This is a genomic window from Neomegalonema sp., from assembly GCF_028688855.1.
Lineage (GTDB): Bacteria > Pseudomonadota > Alphaproteobacteria > Rhodobacterales > Rhodobacteraceae > Neomegalonema.
In genome coordinates this window covers 12,763-34,651 of the sequence record NZ_JAQTXI010000024.1, presented here as the reverse complement: position 1 = coordinate 34,651, position 21,889 = coordinate 12,763, and the positions used below count along the sequence as shown (strand labels likewise).

Sequence of the window (21,889 nt, the reverse complement as noted above, 5' to 3'; positions counted from 1 at the left end):
ACATGTCCGCTCCGCTGCGCCGCGCCCGCCGCGACGGGCTCAGGAGAAAATCCTCGTCAGATCGTTGAAGGTGGCGAAAGCCATCAGCATCAACATCAGCGCGACCCCCACGCCCGCGCCGATTTCTTGCGCGCGCAGGCTCAGGGGCCGTCCCAGAATTCCCTCTATGGCATAGAACACTAACCGTCCCCCGTCCAGAATTGGTATTGGGAAAAGGTTAAGAAGTCCGATAGAGGCCGAGACGATGGCCGTCAGGCGGATCACCGTATCCAGCCCCATGCGGGCGGCCTGGCCTGAAACCTCGGCGATTCCGACCGGTCCGCTGATGGTGTCCAGATCCCCCCTCCCGACGATCAGGTCGCCCAGATGCCGGAGCGTCAGGCCGAGGATCATGCCCGTCTCCTTCACGCCGTGGACGGCCGATTCGGCCAGCCCCATGCGCTCGAAGCCCGCCGAGGCGCCGAAGAATTCGTCGTTGCGCAGCCCCATCAGGGCGCGGGTCTTGAGTTCGCCCGTCGGGAGGCGGATCTCGCGGATCTCGGGCGTGACGGAGAGGGTCAGCCTTCCGTCGCCGCGCGCCACCTCGATCAGGGCCGGAGCCGCGCCCAGGGACTCGATCCGCTGCGACAATTCGTCGAAATTGGGGGTGGGCTCGCCGTTGAGGGACAGGATCACGTCGCCCTTGCGCAGGCCCGCCTCGGCCGCCGGAGAACCGGGGCTCACCCCCGTCACGCGGGCCGTCCGGACATAGGCGAAGGGGAGCGTCATCTCGCGCCCGTCGCGCAGCAGGACCAGAGGCTTCGGCGCGGAATCGGCGGGATCCAGGGCGTTCAGGAATTGCGAGAAGCTCTCCAGAGCCCGGCCGTCGTAGCTGACGAGGCGGTCTCCGGGACGCAGGCCCGCCTCCCAGGCCTGACTGGTCTGCGGGGCCGAGCCCACCACCGGCGCGTCGCCCGGCAGACCCCGCCCGAAGGCCATCGCCGAAAAGATGAAGGCCGCCAGCACGAAGTTGAACACCGGACCCGCCGCCACGATCAGCGCGCGGCTCAGCAGCGAGGCGGCGGGAAAGCTGCGCGCCTTCTCCTCGGGCGTGAGCCTGGCCATGGCGGCTTCGTCCACGGTGGCGCTGGCCTCGTCGGCGTCGCCCCGGAAGCGCACGTAGCCCCCCAGCGGAAGCGCCGAGATCCGCCAGCGCGTGCCGCGCCTGTCGTTCCAGCCGAAGACCTCGGGGCCGATGCCCACCGAAAACACCTCGGAATGCACGCCCCGCCAGCGCGCGACGATGTAATGGCCGTATTCATGCACCGCCACCACCACGCTCAGCACCAGAAGGAAGGGCAGGACGTAGGTCAGCAGCACGCCGAGATAGGGAATGGAGGAGATGGCGTCGAGCACGGGAATCCCTTTCAGGCGAAGGCGCGGCGGTGGTCGTGAGTCCAGTCCGTGGCGAAGCGGCGGGCGCGCGCGTCCATGGCGAAGACGTCCTGCAGATCGTAGGCCTCTCCGCCCGGCGCAAGGGCCTCCAGAGTCGCCTCCACGGCGGCGGCCATGTCGAGGAAGCCGATGCGGCGCTCAAGGAAGGCTTCGAGCGCCGCCTCCTTGGCGCCGTTCAGGGCGCAGGGCGCGAGCCCTCCGGCCTCCAGAACCTCCCGCGCGAGGCGCAGGGCCGGAAAACGCGCCTCGTCGGGCGCCTGGAAGTCGAGGCGGGAGAGCGCCGCGAAATCGAGCTTCGGCGTCGGGGCCGGGATGCGCTCCGGCCAGCCGAGGGCGTAGGCGATGGGCGTCCGCATGTCCGGCGCCCCGAGATGCGCCAGAACCGAGCCGTCCGCATAGCCGACCATCGCATGGACCACCGATTGCGGATGGACCAGCACCTCGATCTGGTCGGGGCGCACCGGAAAGAGCCGCGCCGCCTCGATCACTTCGAGGGCCTTGTTGAAGAGGCTCGCCGAATCCACCGAGATCTTCAGCCCCATCGACCAGTTGGGATGCGCCGCCGCCTGCTCGGGCGTGGCGGAGTCCATGCGCTCGCGGCTCCATTCGCGGAAGGGACCGCCCGAAGCCGTGACGATCAGCCGGTCCACGGCCTTGATCTGGTCCGCCTCGAAGATCTGGAACAGGGCGCTATGCTCGGAATCCACCGGGATGAGCTTGCCGCCGCCCTGCTCCACCGCCGCGAGGAAGGCCTCGCCCGCCGCGACCAGACATTCCTTGTTCGCCAGAGCCAGCACGCCCCCCGCCCGCGCCGCCGCCAGGGAAGGCCGCAGACCCGCCGCCCCCACGATGGCCGCCAGACGCCAGTCCGCAGGCAGGCCGCCCGCCGCCTCGACGGCGGCGTCTCCGGCCTCGATCCGCAGGCCCTCGCCCGCGAGGGCCTCCTTGAGCGCCGGCCAGGCGGCTTCGTCCTGGATCGCCGTGAGCTCGGGGCGCAATTCCCGCGCCTGCTCGGCCAGAACCGCGACGTTGCGTCCGCCCGTGAGCGCGACGACCTCGTAGGCCTCGATTCCGCCCCGGCGCCGGATCACGTCCACGGCGTTGGCTCCGACCGATCCGGTGGAGCCCATCAGCGTCACGCGACGGCGCGTCATGAGAGCGCCCCCCCGCCCAGAGCCGCCGTGATCAGCGCCAGAACGAGGCTCGCCGCCATGAGGCCGTCGACGCGGTCCATGACGCCGCCATGTCCGGGAATGAGCGCGCTGGCGTCCTTCACGCCGAAGCGCCGCTTGAAGGCCGATTCCGCGAGGTCTCCGCCCTGGGCCGCCACCGCCAGCAAGGCGCCGAAGACCGCAAGTCCCGCCGCGCCGCCCTCGGGGATCCAGAGCGCGCCCAGGCCCCCGACGACCGCCGCCGCCGTCACGCCGCCCGCCAGCCCCGCCCAGGTCTTCTTCGGGCTGATCTTCGGCGCGAGCTTCGGCCCGCCGATCAGACGCCCCGCCGCCCAGGCGCCGATGTCGGTGGCCGCGACCACGGCGATCAGCCAGACCGCCGTCCGCAGACCCGAAACGGCGTCGCCGCGCAGCCAGACGAAGGCGCAGAGCGCCGCCCCCAGAGCCGAAGCCCCGAGCACGCCCCATCGCCAGTCGAGGCCGCGCCGCTGGTCGAGGAAGGCCCCGAGGCCGCCGCCGAGGATCAGAAGCGCGACCCCCGCCAGAGGCCCGGAAGCCCAGGTCGCCAGAGCCGCCCCCGCCAGAGCCGCCATGAGCGGCGCGCTCGACAATCCGTCGGATTCCTGACGCCCCAGCGAGACTCCGCGCCATTCCCAACCCATGGCCGCTCCGGCCAGAGCCGCCAGAAGGGCCGTGGTTCCGCCCCCGAGGCCCAGAGCCAGCGCCGCCACGGCCACGAGGACCACGCCCGATTTCGCCCGCGCGCCGAGATCGGCGCCCAGCTTCTCCCGCAAACCGCCGCTCATGAGGTCCCTTTTCCGGCTTTTCCGTCTTCCCGACGGTCTTCGTGTCTATCAGCCCCGCGCCTCTGAAGAAACGCCGGATCAGACTCCGCCGTAGCGGCGTTCGCGCGCGCCATATTCCTCCAGAGCCGCGAAGAAGGCCTCGCGCCCGAAATCCGGCCAGAGGACCGGCGTGAAGATGTATTCCGCATAGGCCGCCTGCCAGAGCAGGAAATTCGAGATCCGCCGCTCGCCGCTGGTGCGGATGACCAGATCCGGGTCGGGATCGCCTCTGGTGGTCAGGGCCGCAGCGAATTCGCGCTCGTCGATGTTCTCGGCGCAGAGCTCGCCCTCCGCGACCCGCAGCGCCAGACGCCGCGTCGCCGCGAGGATCTCCGCCCGCCCGCCGTAGTTCAGCGCGATCTGGAGCACCATGCGCTCGCCCTCGCAGTCGGCGGACTCGGCGGAGGCCATGGCCATCTGCAGATCCGCCGCCAGGCCGCCCCGGTCTCCGATGAACTTCAGCCGGATTCCGTCGCGCCCGAGCTTGCGCGCCTCATGGCGCAGGTAATAGCGGAGCAGATCCATCAGCCCCGCCACCTCCTCTTCGGGGCGCCGCCAGTTCTCGGTCGAGAAGGCGTAGAGCGTCAGCCGCCCCACGCCCGCCTCGGCGGCGGCGCGGACCACCTCGCGCACGGAATCGACTCCGCGCTTGTGGCCCGCCAGGCGCGGCAGACCCCGCGCCTTGGCCCATCGGCCGTTGCCGTCCATGATGATCGCCACATGCCGGGGAGGCGCGGAGGGCGCGCCTTCTCCCGTGGCGGAGGGCGTCTGCGGGCGCAGCTTCAGCATTCCTCGCTCCTGTCGCGCCGCCCCCGTGGCGCCTGATGCTCCGGCGGGTTTCGGGCCGGAGCCCTAGACCTGCATGATTTCCTTTTCCTTGACCGTCAGGGCTTCGTCGACCCGCTTGACGTAGACGTCCGTCAGGCTCTGGATCTCTTCGCCCCAAAGATCATGCTCGTCCTCGGACATGCCCGAGGATTTCGCCTTCTTGAGCTGGTCCATCCCGTCGCGGCGCACGTTGCGCACGGCCACGCGGGCGGCCTCGGCGTATTTGCCGGCGACCTTGGTCAGCTCGCGGCGGCGCTCCTCGTTCAGTTCGGGCACGACGATGCGGATGATCGGGCCGTCGACCATCGGGTTGACCCCGAGGCCGGAGTTGCGGATGGCCTTCTCCACCGCCCCGACGAGGCTGCGGTCCCAGACGTTCACCGCCAGCATGCGCGCCTCGGGCACGCTGACGCTCGCCAGTTGGGTGAGCGGCGTCGGCGCGCCATAGGCGACCACGGTGATCGGCTCCAGCATCGAGGAGGCGGCCCGCCCGGTGCGCAGGGTCTGGAACTCCTGCTTGAGCGAGGCGATGGCACCCTCCATGCGGCGCTTGATGGGATCAAGGTCGAAATCGGCGTCGGACATGTGCGAATCCATGCTCTGTGCGCGGGGGCGCGACGAGCCCCCTAACGCTCCTCCACAATGGTGAATTTTCCCTTGCCGGACAAGACGTCCGCAAGGGCGCCCGGCGCGTGCAGGTCGAAGACCACCACCGGCAGGACGTTGTCGCGGGCCAGGGCGATGGCCGTCGCGTCCATCACGTTGAGGTTCTTCGCGAGCACCTCGTCATAGCCCACGCGGTCGTAGCGGACCGCGTCGGGGTTCTTGTGCGGATCGGAATCATAGACTCCGTCCACCTGGGTGCCCTTGAGCAGGGCGCCGCATCCCATCTCGATGGCGCGCAGGGCCGCGCCGGAATCCGTGGTGAAGAAGGGGTTGCCCGTGCCCGCCGCGAAGATCACCACGCGGCCCTTCTCCAGATGGCGCAGGGCCCGGCGGCGGATGTAGGGCTCGCAGACCGCCTCCATGGGGATCGCCGACAGCACCCGCGTCTCCAGCCCGGCCTTCTCCAGGACGTTCTGGAGCGCCAGGGCGTTCAGCACCGTGGCGAGCATGCCCATGTAGTCGGCGGAGGCGCGCTCCATGCCGTTGGCGGCGCCCGAAAGCCCGCGGAAGATGTTGCCTCCGCCCACCACCAGACAGAGCTGGACCCCGCGCTGATGGGCGGCCTTGATCTGCTGCGCCAGATCGTCGAGCGTCTGCTGATGCAGGCCGTAGCCCTGAGGCCCCGCCAGAGCCTCGCCGGAGAGCTTCAGCAGCACGCGCGGCCAACGCGCGGCGTCGGGAGCGGGGGCCGTCGGGGCGGGCGAGGTCATGGGGAGACTCCGGACAGGCGGAAGGGGGGCGAGGCGGAAACGGCTCGCAAACTCGGCGATGCGCGGCCCTCTGGCAAGACCAAATCGGAGACCCTGGACGGAAGGCCCCTCAAAGCCTCCCGGCGGCGAGATCCTCCACCGCCTCCAGCAGGGCCGAGGCGATCCCCGGCTCGCTGACGGCGTGGCCCGCCTCGGGCGCCACCACCAGACGCGCCCGCGGCCAGGCCGCCTTGAGGTCGAAGGCGCTGACGGGGGGCGTGATCATGTCGTAGCGGCCCTGGACGATCACGCCCGGAATCCCCGCGAGGCGCCCCGCCTCCTTGAGCAGCTGCCCGTCCTCGCGGAGGAAGCCGCCATTCACGAAATAATGCGCCTCGATGCGCGCGAAGGCCAGAGCATGGGCGTTGAAGAGATTCGGCGTCGCATGGGGCGGCGGCGGACGCAGGGCGATGGTCGAGCTCTCCCATTGCCCCCAGAGATGGGCGCAGAGTCGGCGCTCCTCCGAATCCGGGCCCATCAGCCGCCGGTGATAGGCGCCGATCAGGTCGTGGCGCTCCTCGAGAGGAATCGGCGCGATCAGCCGCGCCCAGAGCTCCGGCCAGACATGGGCCGCCCCGCCGCCGTAGAACCAGTCGAGCTCGCTCCTGCGCAGCAGGAAGATGCCGCGCAGGATCATCGCCCGCACCCGCTCCGGATGGGTCTGGGCGTAGGCCAGCGCCAGGGTCGAGCCCCAGGAGCCCCCGAAGAGCGCCCAGGTCTCGATTCCGAGATGCGCGCGGATGCGCTCCATGTCGGCCACGAGATCCCAGGTGGTGTTTTCGCGCACCTCCGCCAGAGGCGTCGAGCGCCCGCATCCGCGCTGGTCGAAGAGCACCACGCGATGGCGGCGCGGATCGAAGAAACGCCGCATCAGCGGATTGGTCCCCGCGCCCGGCCCGCCATGCACGGTCAGGACGGCGGGCGCTTGCGGGTCGCCGCATTCCTCGACATATATCTCGTGCAGATCCGAGACCTTCAGCCGGTGGACGGCGTAGGGCTCGACGGGCGGGTGCAGCGAACGGGCGAGGATCATCGCGCTCTCCGGCAGGGGGCGGAAGCTCCCCTTATACCGACCGAACCACGGAAGGACAGCTTCATGACGGCCTCGAGCGATCCTCTGAACGCCCCCAGCGCCGATCCGCAGGAGATCGAGAAATTCTCCCGCATGGCCGAAAGCTGGTGGGATCCGACGGGGCCTTTCCGGCCTCTGCACAAGATGAATCCGGTGCGGCTGGATTACGTCCGGGACCAGATCTGCGGCCAGTTCGACCGCGACCCCAGGGCGCCGCGCGCGCTGGAGGGCCTGCGCATCCTCGACGTGGGTTGCGGCGGGGGGCTCCTCTCGGAGCCTCTGGCGCGGATGGGCGCGCAGGTCGTCGGCGTGGACGCCGCCGAGCGCAACATCCCCGTGGCGAAGCTCCACGCCGAGCGCATGGGCCTTGACATCGATTACCGCGCCGGGACGGTGGAGGCCCTCGCCGAGGCGGGCGAGGTCTTCGACGCCGTGGTCTGCCTCGAAGTGGTCGAGCATGTGGCGGATCTGGCGGGCTTCGTGGCCTCCTGCGCCGAGGTCGTGCGGCCGGGCGGCATCCTTGTCGCCTCGACGCTCGCGCGCACGCCGCAGAGCTTCGCCATGGCCATCGTGGGGGCGGAATATCTGCTGCGCTGGCTGCCGCGCAGGACTCACGACTGGCGCAAGTTCGTCAATCCCGTCGAGCTGGACGCGGCCTTCATCGTCGCGGGGCTGGAGACGGCGGATGTTTCGGGATTCGTCTATTCGCCCTTCCGCGATTCCTGGCGGCGCGATCCGCGGGATCTGCGCTGCAATTACGCCGCCGCCGCCGTGAAGCCCGCAGCGGCCCTGCTGATCGCGGCGGAAGCGTGAAGACCCCCGGATTCGCGGATCTCGTCGTGGACCGGCGCGGAGTCGCGCGGTTCCGGGGGCGGCGGCTGAGCTGCTCCATCGGGCGCGGGGGAATCAGGCCCGCCGCCGAAAAGCGCGAGGGCGACGGCGCGACTCCGGCGGGCGTCTGGCGGCTGGAGGCCGTGCGTCGCCGTCCCGACCGGCCCGGCCCGGCGCCGCTGAAGGGCTGGCGCCCGATCCTGCCCTGGATGCGCTGGTCGGACGATCCGCAAGACCCCGCCTATAACGACCTGCGCCGCGAGAACCGCTTCTCGGCGGAGCGGATGCGGCGCGGCGACCGCATGTATGATCTGGTGGGCGTCATCGACCACAACCGCCGTCCCGTCGAGCCGGGCGCGGGGAGCGCGGTCTTCCTGCATCTGCATCGGAGCCCGAGGCGGCCTACGGCGGGATGTCTGGCCTTCAGGCGCGCGGATCTCGAATGGATCCTGCGGCGCTGGTCGCCGCGCGGAAGGATCGTGATCCGGGACTGAACCGCGCCCGGCCCCCGAGGAGGGATCCTTCTCCGCCGTCTCGCAAAAAGGCTTCGGTTTGGTGAGCTCGCCGGGACTCGAACCCGGGACCCACTGATTACCTCCCACTTCGGCTTTCGCCGCCTCCGGAGGCTCCGGAGTTCGTGGTCTGGACCATCCCTTCGCCAGTCTCCCGAAGGAGCTTGAGGCGGGCGCCGTCTGGCCTCTACACCTTCCCGGGCCTGATGAAGGCTCGGGCTTGGCTCGGGATCGCCTTCGCCGTGACGCGGAGGGGTTCCCCGAATTTGACGCCTGTTCACCGCTCCGTTTCCGGAGCGGGCTCCCGTAGACAAAAGTCAGTTGCTCTACCGACTGAGCTACGAGCTCACAAACCGATGCGGCCCGAAGCCTGAGGCTTGCGGGCGGCGTCCTGCCTAAACGGCGCGGCGCCCCCGGTCAAGACGAAATTCGAATCCCGCCCCCCGGCGCGGCCGGAAGCTCGACGGTCATGCCGTCATAGGCGGGGGCGATCCCCGGCGGCAGCTCCGCCAGAAGCGCGCGGTAGTCGAGATCCACGTTGAGGTTGGTCAGGATCGCCCGCTCCGGCTTGAGCCGCTCGATCCACCCGAGGGTCATGTCGAGATGGGCGTGGCTGCCGTGAGGGCGGCGCTGGAGGCAATCGACGATCCAGACCCGCGTCCCGGCCAGAGCCTCCCAGGCCTCTTCGGGGATGCGGTTCACGTCCGGCGTATAGGCCACGTCGCCGAAGCGGTAGCCCAGAGCCTCGATGGCGCCATGCCCCACCCGGAAGCTGCGCAGGTCGATGTCGCCGCCCGCGCCCTCGATCCGCGCCGCGCCCGCCATGGCGCGCAGCTCGAAGATCGGCGGATAGCTGGAGCCCGGCGGAGTCGTGAAGCAGTAATGGAAGCTCCGCAGCAGGACTTCCTGGGTGGGCGCGTCGGCCCAGAGCGGAATCCGCCGCTTCATGTTCAGCGCGGCCGCCCGCAGATCGTCCAGCCCGTGGATGTGGTCGGCGTGAGGATGGGTCACGGCCGCCGCGTCGAGCTCGCCAACCCCCGCGTCGAGCAGCTGAACCCGCAGATCCTGCCCCATGTCGATCAGCAGACGCGTGCGGCCCGCCGCCCCGATCCGCTCGACCATGAGCGCGCAGCGCCGACGCCGGTTGCGCGGCTCGGCCGGATCGCAGAGACCCCAGTTGCCGCGCCCGTCCGGGCCGCCCAGGCGCGGCGAGCCTCCGGAGGAGCCGCAGCCCATGATGGTGGTCCGCCAGAGGTCGCCGGTCATTCTCCCTCCATCCTTCCGCTTCGGCCGGACCTTCGCGAATCGGCCGGGCCTCCGTCCGGTCGGGGTCGCAGATCCGGCGCTCCGGCGCAAGCGCCCCAAGGGATTCCTGTGCGTCCGCCGCGCCTCTTGCCAAGCCCCGTCGCGCCAGTCCAGACTCGGGGCGGAGCTCAGAGAGGGGAAGCCATGCCGTTGTCCGGTTACGCCATGTCGGCGCAAGACGCGCTGATCGCCGTCATGCTCGTCACCTCCGCCGCCAGCGGCGAGATGCGCGAGAGCGAAAGACGCGAGATTCAGTCCATCGTCGGGCTGCTGCCCGTCTTCGAGGGCTATGACGGGGGGCGCCTGACCGCCCTGACCGATCTGACGCTGCGGCATCTGCAGCGCGAAGACGGCCTGGATTCTCTGGTGGGTCTGGTGCGCAAGGCCCTGCCGCCGCATCTCTTCGAGACGGCCTACGCCCTCGCCTGCGACGTGGCCGCCGCCGATCAGAAGGTGGACGCTCCGGAGATGCGCTTCCTGGAGATGCTCCGCCACGAACTGGGCATCGACCGCCTGAACGCCGCCGCCATCGAACGCGGATCGCGCGCCCGCCACACCCGCGCCTGACCGACGCGCCCGACCAAAAAAAACCCGGCGCTGCGGGCGCCGGGCTTGAGGTCGAGGGTCGAAGACAAACTGCGAAACTGTCGGGAGCGAAGGAAAGCAAGTCCGGCGCCAGAGCTCCCGCCCGCAGGCCCGATCCCGCGCCGGACGCAAAAAAACGCCCGGCGGTGCGAGACGCCGGGCGCAAGGTCGAGGGTCGAAGACAAACTGCGAAACTGTCGGGAGCGAAGGAAAGCAAGTCCGGCGCCAGAGCCGCACCTCTCCGCCGCCCCGAGCCCTCAGCGCCTCAGCACCGAGGCCTGACCCCAGGTCGTGTCGGCCCAGATCCGCTCCGGACGCCACCCGCCTTCCGGCAGGGCGGTCAGGCGGGCCTGAAAGACGTGACGCGCGCGCTCCGGGGTCATGTCCTTGTCCCTGAAGCCTTTCAGGCGCTCGTAAAGGCCCTGGCAGACCACGGATCCGTCGGGCTCCTGGCGCGCGGGCCCCGAAAGCCGCACGCCATGCAGCTTGCGCCCGTCGAAGACCTGATGGTCGAAGGCGCAGGGATCGACCCGCGGCGCCCCCAGCAGATAGATGGCCGTCGCCGGATCTATGGCGTCCGGAACCTCGGAGGGATCAGGCTCCCTGTCCCGTTTCGGCGCGTCCGGGATGCGCTGGATCGAAAGGGGACGCCCTTGCGGATCATAGCTCAGGATCAGCTCCGAGCTCTCCTTGCGGTCGCGCAGCCGATAGGAGAAGCGTTCGGGAATCGCGCGCCCCTCCGGCCCGATCCGCCCCGAGGCCTCCGCCGAGGCGTCGGAATCGATCACCATCGCCAGAAGGGAGGCCATGCGGAATTCGCCCTGAGCGGCGTAGGCGCCGCCCGCGCTCCCTCCCCGGGCGGTCAGGGTCCCGAGCGGAATCCCGCCGAGATAGACGCGGAACTCGTAGGAGAAGCCGCCCGCAGGCGGATCCCCTCCGGGAGAGGTCTGGGCCAGGCCGGGGATCGCGCCCAGGCCGAGGGTCAAAGCCGCCGTCAAGGCCGCGACGCGCCGTTTCATGAAGCTCATGGGCCGCCTTCTCGCCGAGGATAACGGCGAGCTCAAGGCGGCCGCCGACGCCCTCCGCGCGGAATTCTGACGATTCCGTGAGCTTTCCCGCGAGAAACCCCCTTGACCCCCGGTCGCGGCCCCGCTATCAACGCGGCACCCGGGAGGGCGGTTAGCTCAGTTGGTAGAGCACAGTGTTCACACCGCTGGGGTCACTGGTTCGAGTCCAGTACCGCCCACCATGGTTTTCAGGATCTTCGAAGCGCCCGGCCCGTGACAAGGCGGGGCTTTTTCATGTCCGCTTCAGGGTTCGGGCTGATGGCGCGTCTGGGCCGCGCCGAGAATCCGGCCGACGCCGCCTTCCTGCACGATCACCGCGAATCCGCCGTCGCCTTCGGGGCTCTCGAACTCCAGGGAGAGCGGGGCCTCGCCGTTCCAGACCGCCAGAGGCCGCCATTCGCGCACGATGTTGCAATAGGACAGGCGACGTTCGGCGTTCTGTCCGCCCTCCACGAGCATCTCGCTCGAGGAATCATAGCCCGCCAGCCAGACGGTCGCCTCGCCGAAGGCGACGGGCGCGCCCTCCGTCAGGGCGGAGAGGCTGACGCGTCCCTTCCTCCCCTCGCCCGGCGGCGAGAGGGACACCCGCACCAGAGGCCGCCAGTCGCGCATCGCGGCCCGCACGGCCTTGCCCACCGCGCGCCGCTCGTGTCCGACCATCTCGGCGGAGGCGTTCACGATCATCTGGGGCGTGTAGCGCCGCACGCCGAAACGGCGGCCGTAATCCTCCTGACGCCGCGAGAACTCCGGCGAGGCGAAGGGGTCGCTCCAGCCGAAGGCGTCCCAGTAATCGACATGGAAGGCCAGGGCGATGACGTCCTCCTTCTCGCTGAGTTCGGCGAGCAGGGCGTCGGCGGGCGGGCAGGCGCTGCATCCCTGGCTGGTGAAAAGCTCCACCAGAACCATCTCCGCCGAAGCCGGAGCCGCCACGGCGCAGCCCAGAGCCAGAACGGCAGCCGCCAGATCGATTCGCACGAATCCCATGCTTCAGGCCCCTTTCGCCGCGCCTCCGGAGGCCGCCGCGCTCCGCGCATTCCGTCAGCCCTCTCCGGCCGGACCATCCGGAGATAGCGCCAAATTCGTTCAAATGGAAAACCCGTTTTTCACAAGCCCGTGCTCGCTCCGCCCCCGGCGCGGGGCCTTCGGCGGGCTGCGGCGCGGCTTCCGGCGCTCCTCCGCCTCCCGAGCATTCGCCGCTTGCGCCGCCGCGCCGCCGCATGCTTTCCTGAAGGAGCATCCTCCTGCGCGTCTTGACGCGCGTCTCGGCCCAGGCTTTGGACAGGCGATCCTCATCATGACCCATCCCACCTCCTCCGGACAGCCGTCGGACGCCTCCGCGCTCCTGCGGCCGCGCAGAGGCCTGCTGATCACGCTGGGCCTGCTGACGCTGCTCGGCGGGACGGCGGCGCTCTTCTGGCCCGTGCTCGCCAGCGTGGCCGTGACGGCGGTGGTCGGCGCGGCGCTGATGGTCCAGGGCGCCGTGCAGTTCTGGGACGCGCTGAACGTCCCCGGCTGGAGGCCGAGGCTCTGGCATTTCGTCACGGGGCTGATCGCGCTGATCGGCGGCGCGCTGCTGGTCTGGAACCCGCTCGAAGGCGTGCTGACGCTCACGGCGCTGCTGATCGTGATGATCCTGCTCGGCGGCGGCGCGCGGGTGGCTCTGGCGATGGCCGCGCGGCCCCAGAAGGGCTGGGGATGGGTGATGCTGAGCGGCCTGATCTCGCTGGGCTTCGGCCTCTGGCTGATGAACGCCTATTTCACCTCGCCCGCCGATCTGGCCCAGGCCGCAGGAGAGGAAGGCGCCGCCACGCGCATCCTCGGACTCTTCAGCCTGCTCGGGCTGGCGGTGGGGATCTCGATGATCTTCGAGGGCTGGAGCTATCTCTTCCTCGCGCTGGCCCTGCCGCAGGATCTGGAGGAGATCGACCCGGACGAAGCCTTCGAGCCGCCGCTGATTCCGCCCGCCCCGCCCGTCGCGCCGCAGGGGGCCCTGCGCGCGCCCGCGCCGCCTCCGGCGCCGCTGGCGGCGGTCCCGCGGCCTTCCGCGCCGCCGCCCGCCGCGGAGCCTCCTGACGCCCAGCCCTCTCCCGTCCAGCCCGCCGCCGCCCCTTCCCCTGCGGCGGCCTCGCGTCCGGAGGCGCAGGCCGCCCCCCCCAGCCCGGACCCCGTCAAGCCGACCGCCGCCCCCGCCGCCGCGCCGCCCGAGGCCCGGACGGTCGCGGCGGAAGCGCCGCCCAGGCCCTTCGTTCCGCCGAAGAACCGTCCCGCGCGTCCGCCGGGCAGCTTCTCCGCGCCCAGCTCTCCGATCCGGACTCCCGTCGCCCCTCCGGCCGCGGCCTCGCCGCCCCTCGCCGAGGAGGACTGAAGGGCCCCGCAGCGCCTCCCGCGCCCCGAACGCTCCCGCACGCAGGCTTCCCGACGGCGCGACGCTTCCCAAGCGCCGCGCGAAGCCTTATCTGAGATCCGATCTTCCCAGCGAGGCCCCATGCGGTTTTTCGAAAAGCTCAAGGAACGCCTGTTCAAGTCCAACGCCCGGATCGAGCAGGGCGTGGACGCGATCGTCGTCGAACAGCGCGTGGTCGACGACGCCCTGCTGGAGGAGCTCGAAGACCTGCTCGTCCAGGCCGATTTCGGCGTGAGCCTCGCCCGGCGCGCCAGCGCCGCCGTGGCCGAAGGGCGCTTCGGCCGGAGCATCCCCGCCGAAGAGGTCAAGCGCCTGCTCGCCGCCGAGGTCGCCCGGACCCTGGCCCCCGTGGCGCGGCCCCTGCCGCTCTACGCAAAACGCCCTCAGGTGATTCTCGTCGTCGGGGTGAACGGAGGCGGCAAGACCACCACGGTCGGCAAGCTGGCCTCGCAGCTGAAGGGCGCGGGGAAATCGGTGGTGGTGGCCGCCGCCGACACCTTCCGCGCCGCCGCCGTCGAACAGCTCAGGATCTGGGGCCAGAGGGCGGGCGTCCCGGTGATCGCGAAGGCCGAAGGCGCCGACGCCGCGGGCGTCGCCTACGACGCCCTGCGCGAGGCTCAGGAGCGCGGCGCGGACGTGCTGCTCATCGACACGGCGGGACGGCTCCAGAATCGCGGCGACCTCATGGCCGAACTCGACAAGATCGTGCGCGTCCTCCAGAAGCTCGACCCGACCGCGCCGCACAACACCCTGCTCGTCCTGGACGCCACGGTGGGACAAAACGCCCTCAGCCAGGTCGAGGTCTTCCAAAAAATCGCCAAAGTCTCCGGGCTAATCATGACCAAGCTCGACGGAACCGCGAAAGGCGGCGTGCTGGCGGCTCTGGCCGAGAAGTTCGGCCTGCCCATCCACGCCATCGGAGTCGGCGAGGCCATCGACGACCTGCAGCCTTTCGAGGCTCAGGAATTCGCCCGCGCGTTGACGGGCGCGAAAGCGCTCTGAGCCATCCTCGCAGGCGCCCCCGCGCCCGAGCCCGAGCCCGCAAGGGCGCCCGACCGGACCATTCGCCGGACCATTCGAAGGATCAAGCCGCCCTCCGGGGCGCGCCACATGGAGATCGCAACGTGGATCAAGCCCCGCCTCGAATCGTCGCCCCCTCCGGGCAGGCGCCGCAGATGAGCCCGTTGTGGAAGGCGGCTCTCGAAGCGGGCCCTCTCCTGCTCTTCTTCGGGGCCTATTACCTCGGCGACATCTACTGGGCCACGGGAGCCGCGATCTTCGCCTCGCTGGTCGCGGTGGCGGCCTACTGGTTCAAGATCGGGCGGGTGCCCGCCGCGCCGCTCATCACCTTTCTGGTGGTGGGGGTCTTCGGCGGAATCACGCTGGCGCTTCAGGATCCCGATTTCGTGAAGATGAAGCCTACGGCGGTCTATCTGCTCTTCGCGGCGGCGCTCTTCGGCGGGCTCTCGACGGGCAGGCTCTTCCTGAAGGGCGTCTTCGGCGAAGTCTTCTCGCTGACCGACCGCGGATGGCGCGTGCTCACCATCCGCTGGGGCCTGTTCTTCCTGACCATGGCGGTTCTGAACGAAGTGGTCTGGCGCAGCTTCTCCGAAGGCGCCTGGGTGAACTTCAAGGTCTGGGCCATCCTGCCGCTGACCATGATCTTCGCGGGCGCGCAATATCCGGTCCTCAAGCGCTACGGAATCGAGCCCGACCCGGACAAGGCGCCCTGAGGCCTTGCGTCTTTTCCGGGGCATACGGAACTATTTCTCGCCGCATTTTCGCCTCATCATGCCATAATGGGACGACCCGATTGCAAACGCGCCCTGAATATATTAATAATCTGTCAGGGCGCGTTTAATTTTGAAGTTATGAGCCGGTCAAGCCGGACAGCGCGCTCCGAGACAAGGGAACGCGCACATGCCGACACAATCCACCAGACGCGGAGGCGGCGGAGCCGAGGGGGACTTCCAGCTGGAGGACTCGCCGGGCCATCTCCTTCACCGCGCCCAGCAGCGCGCCGCCGACATGACGGCTCAGGCGCTGCGGACCCAGAACCTGACCCCCCGTCAGTTCGCGGTGCTCATGGCCCTCAGCCAGAACGAAGGAGTCACGCAATCGGAACTCGTGCGCCGCACCGGCGTGGACCGCTCGACGCTGGCCGACATGCTCGCCCGGCTCTCGAAGCGTCGCCTCGTCATCACGCGCCGCACCGAGCAGGACCAGCGCGCCAACGCCGTGCGCATCACCGCCGAGGGGCAGCGCACCCTTGACGAAGCCGCCCCCAAGGTGGTCGACGCGGAACGCCGCATCGTCGAGCTGCTGCCCGTCGATCAGCGCGAGGGCTTCCTCGCCAATCTGAAGATTCTGGCCGACTCGCGCCGCTGAGCCGCCATCCCGACGCGTCGGGGCGGGCGCGCAGGGAGCGGAGCAGGAAGGACGTCAGCCTACCCGGAAGGCCGCGCGGGGAAAGCGGCCCGAAGGAAACCCGGAGCCTCCTCCAGTCGCGCCGGATCGCGTCCGGACCGACCACGGCGCCTTGTCGCGGCTGCGCGGCGCCGGAGCCGACCCCTCGGCCGCAGAAGGCTCGAGAGCCTTTCCGGATCATGTCGGATCGTTCAAACGCTCCCACGTCTTGTGTGGCCGCATGTGCGCGACGCGAAGCCCTTCGGCTGCGCTGGAAGGCGCCCTAGCGCCCTTGCGCGGCCTTGCGCAGCGCGGGCAGGATCAGCCGGTCCAGATCGCCGGGATTGATCGGCCCGAAATGCCTGTAGGCCACCACGCCCTCCGGGCTGAGGACGAAGCTCTCGGGCGCTCCCGAGACCCCCCAGTCGATGGCCGTGCGCCCGCGCTGATCCACCGCCACCTCGCGGAAGGGATCGCCGAGCTTCTCCAGGAAATTCAGCGTGTCGGCCGGAGCGTCCTTGTAGGAGACGCCATAGACCCGCGCCTCGCCCGAAGCCGCCAGCCTCATCAGCTCCGGATGCTCCGCATGGCAGGGCGGACACCAGGAGGCGAAGAAATTCACCAGAGCCGGGCCCTCGCCCTTGAAGCTCTCCAGCGTGATCTCGCCCCCTCCCTCCTTAAGGCTGGGCAGGGCGAAGGCCGGCGCCGGGACGCCGATCAGCCGCGAAGGCAAGGCGTCGGTGGCCGGACGCATCAGCGCCATGAAGAAGGCCGCCGCCAGACAGGCGAAGGCCGCCAGAGGCAGGAACCTCAGCCAGAGCCGCCGCGCGCGCCCCGTCGGAGGCGTCGGCGTCTGCGGAGGGGAGGGAGAGGCCTCGGGGGTTTCGCTCATGGCGCCTCGCGCAATCTGGCCGCCGAAGCGGAGGGCCCCGGCGCCGCGGAGGCGGGAGAGGTCTTGCGGGCCTGCTTCGCCTCCAGCTCGGCGAGGGTCCGGGCGGCGCGGCGGGCCTCCAGCGCCAGCCACAGCGCCAGCCCGATCAGGATCAGGGCCGTCAGGCCGTAGGCGCTCCAGACGTAGGGCGCGTATTTGTCGTAGACGGGCAGAAGGCTCATGCGCCCGCCTCCCGGGCCAGAGCCCCCCGCAGATTGCGGATCCGGCGCGCCCGGATCTCCTTGCGCACCCCCAGCAGCAGGAAGGCCATGAAATAGGCGTAGAAGGCCCCCATCATGACGAGCAGCGGCAGATAGAAGGCGTCATGGACATGCTCGGCCTTGTCGACGGAGAGGCTCGCGGGCTGATGCAGCGTGTTCCAGAAATTCACCGAATATTTCGAGAGCAGCGCCGAAACCGACCCCACGCAACAGAGGATCGCCGCCGCCCGGGCCGCCGTCGTCTGGTCCTCGACGGCGTTCCAGAGCGCCATGTAGCCGAGATAGAAGAACAGCAGGATCAGTTCGGCGGTCAGCCGCGCGTCCCAGACCCACCAGGCGCCCCACATGGGCTTGCCCCAGATAGAGCCCGTGATCAGCGCGATCAGCGTGAAGGCCGCCCCCACCGGAGCGCAGGACTTGGCCGTCAGATCCGAAACCGGATGCCGCCAGATCAGCGCCGTCACGCTCGCGGCCGCCATCACGGCGTAGACCCCGATGGAGAGCGCCGCCGCCGGAACATGGACGAACATGATCCGCGCCCCGTCGCCCTGCCTGAAGTCGGGCGGCGCGACCCAGAGCGCCCAGTAGAGGCCCACGGCGAACAGCGCCGTCGCCAGAAGGAACGCCCAGGGCAGGATCAGCCCCGAGACGCGCATGAACCGATTCGGATTCGCCAGAGCTCGCCACATGAGCCCGATTTAGCCGCCCTCCCCCTCCGGACGCAAGCGGACGGGCCGTCGCGGCGCGTCGTCTTTAAGTCTCGTGATCGCCGGCGAGCCTCCGCAAGCCCCGCATGAAAAAAGAGCGGCCCCCTTGCGGAGGCCGCCGAGTTTCGGTCTGCGGAGACCGACTGGTGGAGGAACTCAGAGATTCCAGGCGCGTTCGCCATGCTCCGTGAGATCGAGGCCCTCGCGTTCCTTGTCCGCATCGACCCGCAGGCCGATCACGAGGTCGATCAGCTTGAAGATCAGGAAGGACAGCACGCCCGACCAGAGGATCGTGAAGACCACGCCCTCGATCTGCGCGTAGAGCTGGGAGCCCATGCTGAAGCTCTCGTCGCCCTGGCCGCCGAGCCCCGGCGCCATGAACACGCCCGTCAGGACCGCGCCGATCACGCCGCCGATGAAATGCACGCCGAAGACGTCCAGCGAGTCGTCGTACTTCAGCCTGTTCTTCACCGTGGTGCAGAAGACGAAGCAGACCGGACCCGCGATCAGGCCGAGCGCCACCGCGCCCATCGGCCCGACGAAGGCCGCCGCCGGAGTGATCGCCACAAGACCGCCGATCACGCCCGAAACCAGGCCCAGAAGCGAGGGATGGCCCTTGACGGTCCATTCCACGAAGAGCCAGGCGAGGCCCGCCGCCGCCGTCGCGACGAGGGTGTTGACCGTCGCCAGAGCCGCGACGCCGTTGGCCGCAGCCGCCGAACCCGCGTTGAAGCCGAACCAGCCCACCCAGAGCAGCGAGGCGCCGATCATGGTCATGGTGAGGCTGTGCGGCGCGAGATGCTCCTTGCCGAAGCCGAGCCGGGGGCCGACCATCAGCGCGCCGATCAGACCGGCCACGCCCGCGTTGATGTGCACCACGGTGCCGCCCGCGAAGTCCAGAGCGCCCCACTGCGCGAGGAGGCCCCCGCCCCAGACCATGTGGGCCATCGGGAAATAGACCAGCGTCAGCCAGATCGGCACGAAGAGCACGATGGCCTTGAACTTCATGCGCTCCGCGAAGGAGCCCAGAGCCAGAGCCGGCGTGATCGCCGCGAAGGTCATCTGGAAGGCGACGAACATGTATTCCGGCATGGTCCCGGTCTCCGACGCGAGGTCCACCCCGCGCAGGAAGAGCTTGTCGAAGCCGCCGACGTAGTCGTTCAGACCGCCGCCGTCGGTGAAGGCCATGCTGTAGCCCCAGAAGACCCAGACCACGCAGGCGATGCAGACCGTGGCCAGAACCTGCGTCAGCACCGAGAGCATGTTCTTGCTGCGCACCATGCCGCCGTAGAACAGCGCCAGGCCCGGAATGGACATCATCAGCACGAGCAGCGTGGAGATCGCCATGAAGGCCGTGTCGCCGCTGTCGATCCCGGAGACGGGCGCGGCTTCCGCCGCGGCCTCGGCGGCGGGCTGGGCGGCGGCCAGAGCCGCGGCCACGGCGGCGGCGATCTCGGCGGAGACCTCCTGAGACAGCTCCTGCGCGCGCGCCAGTCCGGGGAGCAGCCCGGCGGCTGAAGCGGCGGCCGCGGCCGCAAGGCCGGACGGCCGCCAGCGGGAGGGAGAACGATGGATCATGGAGAAGCCTTCCTTCTTGCTGGTCGGCGAGGGCGGAGTCTGATGGGCGGAGGGCAGGTTCACAGCGCGTCCTCTCCGGTTTCGCCGGTGCGGATGCGCGTGGCCTGAAGGGCGTCGAGGACGAAGATCTTGCCGTCGCCGATGCGGCCGGTCTGGGCGGCGCCGCGGATGGCCTCCACGGCGCGGTCGGCGAGGTCGTCCGCCACCATCAGCTCCAGCCGCAGCTTGGGCACGAAGGTCACGGCGTATTCGGCGCCGCGGTAGATTTCGGTATGTCCGCTCTGGCGGCCGAAGCCCTTGCCTTCGCTCACGAACATGCCCGTGACGCCGATGGCGGTCAGCGCCTCGCGCGTCTCCTCCAGCTTGAAGGGTTTGATGATGGCGATGATGAATTTCATGGCTTCGGCGCCCTTCTCTGCGGTGGATATTGCAGAGCAATACAAATTCGGCGCCATTTCGGGCTTCATCATTCAACATGCTGTTTGTGATGAATTATTTCCGACATGCTCCGCAGGGGTCTTCAGGTTCCCGATCATGATTAGCCTAAAAAACAGGCTTCATTTCAGGTTAAGATCAAAAAACGATCACCTTGACAAATCCCCGCCGCGCCCCGATCACCCCCGAAGCCTCGCGCCGCGTTAACCATTCCTTGACCGCGTTCCGCCCAATCTGCGCCTCTCCGCCGGCTCAGGAGACTTGTCGAGATGCCCCGCACCCCCGCCGATGCTCCGTCCCACCCGCCTCTCGAGGGGCGTCCGGCGCCTGCGCGGGATCCGGCGCGCCGTTCCGGAGGGCGGCTGTCCTTCGCCGCCGCCTTCGGACGCGGCCTCCTCGGGCTCGGGCTGATCTGCGGCGCCGTCGGAGTCGGGATCGTCGCCGCCTATCGGGCCGATCTGCCTTCGGCCGCGCGGGCGCTGGCCGCGCCGCCTCCGCAGGGGCTCAGGCTCCAGGACGCGCGCGGCAAGGAATACGTCTGGATCGACGCCCCCGAAACCCGGGTCCTCGGGCTGCAGGAGGCCTCGCCCGATCTGGCGCGGGTGCTGGCCGCCGTCGAGCCGAGGCTCTGGGCGGGCTCGGTGGAATCCGGAGTCTCGCGGGCTCTGGCGCAGGGCCTCGGCGCCGTCCGCGCCGCCCAGCCCCAGGCCGCCCGGGAGGACGACTCCCAGCCGCAAAGGCTGATCCGGAGCCTGGCCGCCCAATGGCGCTACGACGCCGCGGAGCGTCAGAGGCTCATGCTCAACCGCGCGCTCTTCGCCGAGGGAATCCGGGGATTCGACGCCGCAGGACGCCGCTGGTTCAATCGCCCGGCCGCCCGGCTCGACCTCGCCCAGGCGGCGGCTCTGGCGGGGGCTCTGGAGGCTCCGGCCGGCGCCGATCCCTTCGCCGATCCCGAGGCCGTCCGGCGGCGCACCGCGCGGGCGCTCGACCTGCTCGCCGAAGCCGGGCTGGCGAGCTCTCAGGAGATCTCGACGGCCCGGGCCTTTCCGGCCCGTCTTTCGGTCGCGGCGCCGCCCGGCCCGGATCCGGTCTTCATCTCCTGGGCGCTGGACCAGGCGCCCGCCGAGGCGCGGGCTCCGGGCGTCGACGCCGATCTGCGCACCACGCTGGACCTGCGGCTTCAGCACGCCATGGACCAGGCCTTCGAGACCGTGATGGAGGCCGTCCCCGGACTGGATCCGCGCGCCGAGGCCGCCGCCGTGCTGCTCTCGCGCGACGGCGCCGTGCGCGCCATGGCCGGAGGCAGGAGGGTCGGGGATTCCGGCGTCCGGAACCGCGCCACCACCCTGAAACGCCCCATCGGCCTGCTCTTCGCGCCCTTCGCGGCCACGGCCTCCATCGCCAAGGACGGCGGCGGCGCGGCCACGGTGGCGGCTCTGCTGCGGCCGGGCGCCCGGCCCGCCGAGGTGAACAAGGCCGCCCTCACGCTGCCTTACGCCGAATTGCGCAAGGTCACGCGCGCCTTCGGCTTCGACGTCGAGCCCCCCGCCCACGGCAAGACCGCCATGGGCGTGCGGGCCACGGTGCTTCAGGTGGCGGGGGCTCTGGCCACGCTGGCCGACGAGGGCTTCGCCGTCACGCCCTTCGGCGTGGTGGAGGCGCTCGGCCCCGGCGAGACGCCCCAGGCGCCGCGCCGCACGATCTTCCGCCGCGCGCCTCCGGTCCTCGGGACGCGCATCCGCGCCGCGCCCGATCAGGCGACGCGCCTGACCATCCAGGCTCTGGCGGCGCGCAGCCAGGCCGACGCCCTCGCCCGCCGCGCCCTTCCTCCGGGCCGCGAGGCTCTGGCCATGGGCGCCGAGACCGGCGACGACGTGTGGTTCATGGGCGCCACGGCGGATTTCATCTGCGTGCTCTGGATCGGCCGCGACGACGGGACTCCCGCCTCCGGCGCCGCCGCGACGCTGGCCGCCGACCTCTGGCGCGAGATCATGACCGAGGCCTACGCCGCCCTGCCGATTCCGCCGCGTCCCGCGCCGGGCCTGCGGACGCAGGATTCGCGCTACGCCGCCGCCGCTCCCGACTGGCGCCCCTCGACGCAATGGCCGAACTACGGCGCCGATCAGAAGTAAGCCGGA

At 70.2% G+C, this 21,889-nt stretch carries 23 protein-coding genes and 1 tRNA gene; 9 read left to right on the top strand and 15 right to left on the bottom strand.

Features of this window, described 5'->3' with window-relative positions; genetic code table 11:
* Positions 1-39 precede the first annotated feature (39 nt).
* From rseP to pip, 7 genes are all read right to left on the bottom strand, one after another.
* Positions 40-1,395, bottom strand: a complete 1,356-nt coding sequence (gene rseP, locus PHN62_RS14960; protein ID WP_300152025.1) for an RIP metalloprotease RseP — start codon at positions 1,393-1,395, stop codon at positions 40-42.
* An 11-nt stretch (positions 1,396-1,406) separates the two neighbouring features.
* Positions 1,407-2,588, bottom strand: a complete 1,182-nt coding sequence (gene dxr / locus PHN62_RS14955; RefSeq protein WP_300152023.1) for a 1-deoxy-D-xylulose-5-phosphate reductoisomerase — start codon at positions 2,586-2,588, stop codon at positions 1,407-1,409.
* Positions 2,585-3,412, bottom strand: coding sequence for a phosphatidate cytidylyltransferase (locus PHN62_RS14950; RefSeq protein ID WP_300152022.1), 828 nt, complete (start codon positions 3,410-3,412; stop codon positions 2,585-2,587). Before PHN62_RS14950 ends, dxr begins: the two co-directional genes overlap by 4 nt.
* Before the next feature lie 78 nt (positions 3,413-3,490).
* Positions 3,491-4,240: a polyprenyl diphosphate synthase gene (gene uppS / locus PHN62_RS14945; RefSeq protein ID WP_300152020.1), complete on the bottom strand. Its 750-nt coding sequence runs from the start codon at positions 4,238-4,240 to the stop codon at positions 3,491-3,493.
* A 63-nt stretch (positions 4,241-4,303) separates the two neighbouring features.
* Positions 4,304-4,864 carry a ribosome recycling factor gene (gene frr, locus PHN62_RS14940; RefSeq protein WP_300152018.1) on the bottom strand — a complete coding sequence of 187 codons (561 nt, stop codon included), beginning with the start codon at positions 4,862-4,864 and terminating at the stop codon, positions 4,304-4,306.
* Positions 4,865-4,905: 41 nt separating this feature from the next.
* A complete protein-coding gene (gene pyrH, locus PHN62_RS14935; RefSeq protein ID WP_300152016.1) occupies positions 4,906-5,655 on the bottom strand; it encodes a UMP kinase in 750 nt (249 codons plus the stop codon).
* Positions 5,656-5,764: 109 nt separating this feature from the next.
* Positions 5,765-6,727 carry a prolyl aminopeptidase gene (gene pip / locus PHN62_RS14930; protein ID WP_300152014.1) on the bottom strand — a complete coding sequence of 321 codons (963 nt, stop codon included), beginning with the start codon at positions 6,725-6,727 and terminating at the stop codon, positions 5,765-5,767.
* Between the two features lie 63 nt (positions 6,728-6,790).
* Between pip and ubiG the strand changes: the two genes are divergently transcribed.
* Positions 6,791-7,579 (top strand): bifunctional 2-polyprenyl-6-hydroxyphenol methylase/3-demethylubiquinol 3-O-methyltransferase UbiG, encoded by a 789-nt coding sequence (gene ubiG, locus PHN62_RS14925; protein WP_300152012.1) that lies wholly within the window; start codon positions 6,791-6,793, stop codon positions 7,577-7,579.
* Positions 7,576-8,091 carry a L,D-transpeptidase family protein gene (locus tag PHN62_RS14920; RefSeq protein WP_300152011.1) on the top strand — a complete coding sequence of 172 codons (516 nt, stop codon included), beginning with the start codon at positions 7,576-7,578 and terminating at the stop codon, positions 8,089-8,091. The genes ubiG and PHN62_RS14920 overlap by 4 nt, the downstream gene beginning before the upstream one ends.
* Positions 8,092-8,526: 435 nt before the next feature.
* On the opposite strand, the gene PHN62_RS14915 is transcribed toward PHN62_RS14920, so the two are convergent.
* The gene (locus tag PHN62_RS14915; protein ID WP_300152009.1) at positions 8,527-9,375 is read right to left on the bottom strand and encodes an MBL fold metallo-hydrolase; all 849 of its coding nucleotides are present in this window, start codon (positions 9,373-9,375) and stop codon (positions 8,527-8,529) included.
* A gap of 183 nt (positions 9,376-9,558) precedes the next feature.
* Here PHN62_RS14915 and PHN62_RS14910 point away from each other — a divergent pair, with 183 nt between their 5' ends.
* Positions 9,559-9,981 (top strand): tellurite resistance TerB family protein, encoded by a 423-nt coding sequence (locus PHN62_RS14910; RefSeq protein WP_300152007.1) that lies wholly within the window; start codon positions 9,559-9,561, stop codon positions 9,979-9,981.
* A gap of 275 nt (positions 9,982-10,256) precedes the next feature.
* Here the strand turns inward: PHN62_RS14910 and PHN62_RS14905 are convergent, their stop codons facing one another.
* Positions 10,257-11,027 carry a DUF3108 domain-containing protein gene (locus tag PHN62_RS14905; RefSeq protein WP_300152005.1) on the bottom strand — a complete coding sequence of 257 codons (771 nt, stop codon included), beginning with the start codon at positions 11,025-11,027 and terminating at the stop codon, positions 10,257-10,259.
* A 145-nt stretch (positions 11,028-11,172) separates the two neighbouring features.
* Here PHN62_RS14905 and PHN62_RS14900 point away from each other — a divergent pair.
* A tRNA-Val gene (locus PHN62_RS14900) sits at positions 11,173-11,248 on the top strand.
* A gap of 61 nt (positions 11,249-11,309) precedes the next feature.
* On the opposite strand, the gene PHN62_RS14895 is transcribed toward PHN62_RS14900, so the two are convergent.
* Positions 11,310-12,050, bottom strand: a complete 741-nt coding sequence (locus tag PHN62_RS14895; RefSeq protein ID WP_300152003.1) for a thioredoxin family protein — start codon at positions 12,048-12,050, stop codon at positions 11,310-11,312.
* Positions 12,051-12,360: 310 nt separating this feature from the next.
* On the opposite strand from PHN62_RS14895, the gene PHN62_RS14890 reads away from it, so the two are divergent.
* From PHN62_RS14890 to PHN62_RS14875, 4 genes are all read left to right on the top strand, one after another.
* The gene (locus PHN62_RS14890) at positions 12,361-13,431 is read left to right on the top strand and encodes an HdeD family acid-resistance protein (RefSeq protein ID WP_300152001.1); all 1,071 of its coding nucleotides are present in this window, start codon (positions 12,361-12,363) and stop codon (positions 13,429-13,431) included.
* A gap of 120 nt (positions 13,432-13,551) precedes the next feature.
* The gene (gene ftsY / locus PHN62_RS14885; protein WP_300151999.1) at positions 13,552-14,472 is read left to right on the top strand and encodes a signal recognition particle-docking protein FtsY; all 921 of its coding nucleotides are present in this window, start codon (positions 13,552-13,554) and stop codon (positions 14,470-14,472) included.
* Positions 14,473-14,645: 173 nt separating this feature from the next.
* A complete protein-coding gene (locus PHN62_RS14880) occupies positions 14,646-15,203 on the top strand; it encodes a septation protein A (protein ID WP_300151997.1) in 558 nt (185 codons plus the stop codon).
* A gap of 187 nt (positions 15,204-15,390) precedes the next feature.
* Complete coding sequence (locus PHN62_RS14875) at positions 15,391-15,858, top strand: MarR family winged helix-turn-helix transcriptional regulator (protein WP_300151995.1); 468 nt, start codon at positions 15,391-15,393, stop codon at positions 15,856-15,858.
* A gap of 301 nt (positions 15,859-16,159) precedes the next feature.
* Here PHN62_RS14875 and PHN62_RS14870 read toward each other — a convergent pair whose 3' ends face one another.
* The 5 genes from PHN62_RS14870 to PHN62_RS14850 all read right to left on the bottom strand — a co-directional run bounded on the left by PHN62_RS14870 (position 16,160) and on the right by PHN62_RS14850 (position 19,711).
* A complete protein-coding gene (locus PHN62_RS14870; RefSeq protein ID WP_300151993.1) occupies positions 16,160-16,768 on the bottom strand; it encodes a DsbE family thiol:disulfide interchange protein in 609 nt (202 codons plus the stop codon).
* On the bottom strand, positions 16,765-16,989 hold the full coding sequence (gene ccmD / locus PHN62_RS14865; protein WP_300151991.1) for a heme exporter protein CcmD: 225 nt from the start codon (positions 16,987-16,989) through the stop codon (positions 16,765-16,767). Before ccmD ends, PHN62_RS14870 begins: the two co-directional genes overlap by 4 nt.
* Positions 16,986-17,717 (bottom strand): heme ABC transporter permease, encoded by a 732-nt coding sequence (locus PHN62_RS14860; protein WP_300151989.1) that lies wholly within the window; start codon positions 17,715-17,717, stop codon positions 16,986-16,988. Before PHN62_RS14860 ends, ccmD begins: the two co-directional genes overlap by 4 nt.
* Positions 17,718-17,891: 174 nt before the next feature.
* Entirely contained in the window at positions 17,892-19,313 is a 1,422-nt protein-coding gene (locus PHN62_RS14855) for an ammonium transporter (RefSeq protein WP_300152046.1), read from the bottom strand.
* A 59-nt stretch (positions 19,314-19,372) separates the two neighbouring features.
* Positions 19,373-19,711, bottom strand: a complete 339-nt coding sequence (locus PHN62_RS14850) for a P-II family nitrogen regulator (RefSeq protein ID WP_018631971.1) — start codon at positions 19,709-19,711, stop codon at positions 19,373-19,375.
* A gap of 306 nt (positions 19,712-20,017) precedes the next feature.
* Here PHN62_RS14850 and PHN62_RS14845 point away from each other — a divergent pair, with 306 nt between their 5' ends.
* Positions 20,018-21,883 (top strand): transglycosylase domain-containing protein, encoded by a 1,866-nt coding sequence (locus PHN62_RS14845; protein ID WP_300151986.1) that lies wholly within the window; start codon positions 20,018-20,020, stop codon positions 21,881-21,883.
* Positions 21,884-21,889 lie beyond the last annotated feature (6 nt).